7 protein-coding genes are annotated in these 3849 nt (G+C 26.9%); all 7 read right to left on the reverse strand.

Annotated features, from left to right (window positions below):
* Window positions 1–199: GmrSD restriction endonuclease domain-containing protein (locus tag ACRC03_RS19895; protein ID WP_438654356.1), on the reverse strand; the 199-nt coding region annotated here is incomplete at its 3' end.
* A gap of 75 nt (window positions 200–274) precedes the next feature.
* Window positions 275–409, reverse strand: coding sequence for a hypothetical protein (locus tag ACRC03_RS19900; protein WP_438654357.1), 135 nt, complete (start codon window positions 407–409; stop codon window positions 275–277).
* Window positions 410–458: 49 nt separating this feature from the next.
* The gene (locus tag ACRC03_RS19905; RefSeq protein ID WP_438654358.1) at window positions 459–1007 is read right to left on the reverse strand and encodes a hypothetical protein; all 549 of its coding nucleotides are present in this window, start codon (window positions 1005–1007) and stop codon (window positions 459–461) included.
* A 23-nt stretch (window positions 1008–1030) separates the two neighbouring features.
* Entirely contained in the window at window positions 1031–1852 is an 822-nt protein-coding gene (locus ACRC03_RS19910) for an FxLYD domain-containing protein (RefSeq protein ID WP_438654359.1), read from the reverse strand.
* Window positions 1853–1976: 124 nt separating this feature from the next.
* A complete protein-coding gene (locus ACRC03_RS19915) occupies window positions 1977–2138 on the reverse strand; it encodes a hypothetical protein (RefSeq protein WP_438654360.1) in 162 nt (53 codons plus the stop codon).
* A gap of 15 nt (window positions 2139–2153) precedes the next feature.
* Entirely contained in the window at window positions 2154–3242 is a 1089-nt protein-coding gene (locus tag ACRC03_RS19920; protein WP_438654361.1) for a YHYH domain-containing protein, read from the reverse strand.
* Window positions 3243–3622: 380 nt separating this feature from the next.
* A partial coding sequence (locus ACRC03_RS19925; RefSeq protein ID WP_438654362.1) for an HRDC domain-containing protein occupies window positions 3623–3849 on the reverse strand: 227 nt, incomplete at its 5' end.

Raw genomic sequence — 3849 nt, forward strand, 5'->3', positions numbered from 1 at the left:
TTTTTAATACTAGAGATCCTAAAAAATATTCGCTATCAACTTTATTTTCAAATGCAAAGTATAAATCTTCTAGTAACTCTTCTATATTTTCTCGTTGCCATATATATGGTCTTTGATATTCTGGGACTACAAACCAAAATTCTTGAGAAAATATTTTCTGCAAGACTTCTTTATCTGCTTCAATATTTCCTTTGCTCAAACTTATCACCCTTTCAACAGTATATAAATTCATCTATATTTTTTATTTATAATATTTATGATTTTATATATAGAATCATGTTATTTTATATGTTGTATCATGAAATTGTATATCATTACTTATTTCTATTTTGTTTGACTCTAGTTTACTACTTAGGTTTACTGATTTTATGTTATCTATAGATATTTGAGCTTTATTTTTACACTTCAAATTCTTATACTAATAATAAAAACCTTCTGAATCACAGAAGGTTTTATTATTACTTTACTTTATTAGCCTTCATCTCCGGGTTACCAAAGATTAAAGCATTATAATCACTATCTGATTTTATTTTCCAAACTTTATCTACCTTAGTCAAATTAAGCTTACCTTTTCTAGTTTCTACCTTACCACTCTTAACTTTTTCTAGAAAACTTCTACTCATTTGAGCATCTGACATTTCCACACCGCTAAATGCCTTTTCTAAAGACTCTTGAACTATTTGTAAAAACATATTAGACATATTAAACCCAGTAAACTCAACTTCAACTATTGCCTTATCTTCTTCTATATTTTCTGATAATACTTTTACATCCATTTTAGACATATATATATTCATAGCTTCATCCATTATAGGATCTTCACTCTTTTCTTCTGTTTCTGTATCATCTTTACTATCGATTAAATACTCTGATACGTTTGCTGATTGACCTTTTTTAACTTCTGTAAAATATTCTTCTACAACTGTACTAGGGGGTTTACTACTACATCCTGTTACAACTACCATTGATAGTAATGTTAATAATATTAATTTAAATTTATTCTTCATACTTTCCATCCTTTAGTTTATTTTTATTTAGTTTCAAACCAATCAGTACTTATTACAACACTTTCTACTCCTTCTTCAAATGGAGTTAACTTAATTTTTTGTTTACTACCTGGAGCAAAGTTTTCTAAGTATATAATATCATCACCAATAACTACATCATCTGCATCTTTATATTGAACTTTAAATGATAGGCTTGTAAATTCTAATTCTGAAGTATTTTCTACTACACTTGTATATTCATTATAACCAAATTCATCTGTACTTTTTTCTAGAGCAATTTCTGTAGCTAATTTATCAGCAAATGATTTAGCTTCATTCTCTTTATTTATTACTGTTGCCTTTTCTTTGAAATCTTTGTATGTTTGTTGGTGCGCATCCTTAATTTCTACACTATATTCTTCTACCATTGCTATTAACGCTGGTTTTCTTAATTTATCTGACTCTTCAATGTATTTATATTGTAAATCATAGTCATTAGTTTTTTGTGCTTCTATTTGCTTTTTAGCACCTTCTATATAATCTTTAGCTATTTTTTTTAAATCTTTATCTTTTATTCCTTCAAAATTCTTTTCTAATGTAGCTATTTCATTCTCTAACACTTTGATAGTGTCTTCAGTATACTTTTCTTCTGTATATTTAGAATCTTTAGCATACTTTGTTTCTAATTTAACTTGCTCATCCCATCTTTTATTTATTGCCTTTTCAAAGTCTTTTACAAAGGCTTCATCTGTTGCTTGTTGTTGATTTTGAGTTGATGCATCATTATTTTGACTGCTGCATCCAACTACTCCAACTGACATCATAGATACTAATATTAATCCTAAAACTTTACTTTTTATTTTCATAATTAAATATGTCTCCTTCTTATTATATCTGATAACACTTTAGTATTTTTTTAGTTGAAATGTTTACTGCTATCTACAATTTATAAAGTTTATCTTCTTTCAATGATTTAGATAATCATATGTCTTAAGCAACTACTTTTTCTTTCTCTTTATTTTTTTTAGACTTCTTACTTTTTCTATAAAAATTAGCCTTTTCCATATTTATTTTTAACTCTTTCTCAGATTTACTCATTCTTTTTATAAAGAAATCTTCAACCTTATAACATATCTTTCTATATAAACTCATACTCTCACTCCTTAATTATTTGATACTTTTCTTCGCTTCTGAGTAACGTTTTATTATCCATCCAACTCCTACAATACTTGTCATACTTGTAGCACCTATTGCTGCATCTTTATCTGCTTGTTCTTCACCTTTTTTGTAGTTTTCTAAATAAGTTTTTTCACATAATTTTAAATCATTGGGTACTTTACTCTCTTTTTTAGAGTATCCATCTCTATATCCTAACTCTTTAGCTGTCTCTATATCTTTTATTCCTTTATTAAATCCTTCTTCATACCAACCTACATATTTAGTACTTTTGTAATTTGGTGATATATATTTATCATTTTTTAATGCTTGAGCATATCCTTTTTCCATATATGTATTAGCTAATATATCTTGACCTTTTTTATAGGATTGTTTGTATGATGTTACAAATGATTCATCTAAGTCACTAATATCTATCATTTCTTTATCATCTTGACCATGAGCTAAACCTAGTTTTGTGTATTCGGTAATTTTTTTAGACTTATATTCTGTAAAGCCTCTATCATATGCATTTTTATAGGCATTATTTAATTCTTCATTTTCATATTGATTTATATTTATATCTAAACCTTCAAGTCCTAAGTTATATCCTTGTTCTTCTATTTTTACTTTTTCACTCTCTAGTTTTGCTTTTCCTGCATCATATCCTTCATCATATTTTAATTGATATATATCGCTATAATTACCTGAGTAATACGAATCACTACTTTTTCCATTATATCCATAACTGTACCCTGCATTAAAACCTTTTGAGCTTGCTTGCTCTTTTTCTTGTTCTTTTTGTCTTTCTATATTCTCTTGATTAATTTGAGATGATGAACTGCTTGATGAGCTACTTGATGAACTACTTGATGAACTACTTGAACTGCCACCCCCATATGGACATCCATTTGTATGTAAATGTGGGCCATATCCATGATGATAATGATAACTTCCAAGTCCTGATTTATTTTTATTATCTTTATGCCCTCCATTAGAATCCGTTCTTCCTGAATGTGCATCTACGAATGATGCACTTGTTATTAAACATAATGATAATATACTTACTATCTTTGCTAATTTATTTCTCGTACTACTCACTATTTATTCCTCCGTGTATTTATTAATTTGTGTCAACTTTATTTTGTCACCATATGTATTATATACTATGTTTTATGTCGTTTTTTGTAGAATTTTCTGGTTTTTTAATTTTTTTATATGTTTTTGTTTGATTTTATACAAAATACAAGAGTGCCTCATTTGATATATTCTTCATATATATCTTCTAACTAAAATGTTACATTATTTAAACTAAGTTAATCTTATTAATTGAATATTATTTTCAATAGTAATAGGATATAATGATGTAGAATTATTCTTAGAATATATATATTTTAACTAAATAACGCTAAAAATAAAATCCCTTCCTAATGGTTTTTTATTGGGAAGAGATTTTATTTATTCTTAACTTATAAAGTCTATTATTTGATTATATTTAAAATATCTTGTCCGTATTTTTCAATCTTTACAGGTCCAAACCCTCTTACATTTTGAAGTTCATCAGTGTTTTTCGGCATCGTGCTTATTATTTCTTCCATAGTTTCATTGTTAAACACCATAAACGCTTTCATATTTTCTTCTTTGCTCTTATTTAACCTATACTCTTTTAAATTATTTCTAATTTCATCTGGGTTACTAACTTCTATGT

It is taken from the genome of Romboutsia sp. (genome assembly GCF_051659545.1).
Taxonomy (GTDB): domain Bacteria; phylum Bacillota; class Clostridia; order Peptostreptococcales; family Peptostreptococcaceae; genus JBOFOR01.

What these genes read in the sequence shown, in the direction of transcription:
- ACRC03_RS19915 (WP_438654360.1), bottom strand. Translation starts at nt 2,138, where the DNA reads ATGAGTTTATATAGAAAGATATGTTATAAGGTTGAAGATTTCTTTATA.
- ACRC03_RS19905 (WP_438654358.1), bottom strand. Translation starts at nt 1,007, where the DNA reads ATGAAGAATAAATTTAAATTAATATTATTAACATTACTATCAATGGTA.
- ACRC03_RS19910 (WP_438654359.1), bottom strand. Translation starts at nt 1,852, where the DNA reads ATGAAAATAAAAAGTAAAGTTTTAGGATTAATATTAGTATCTATGATG.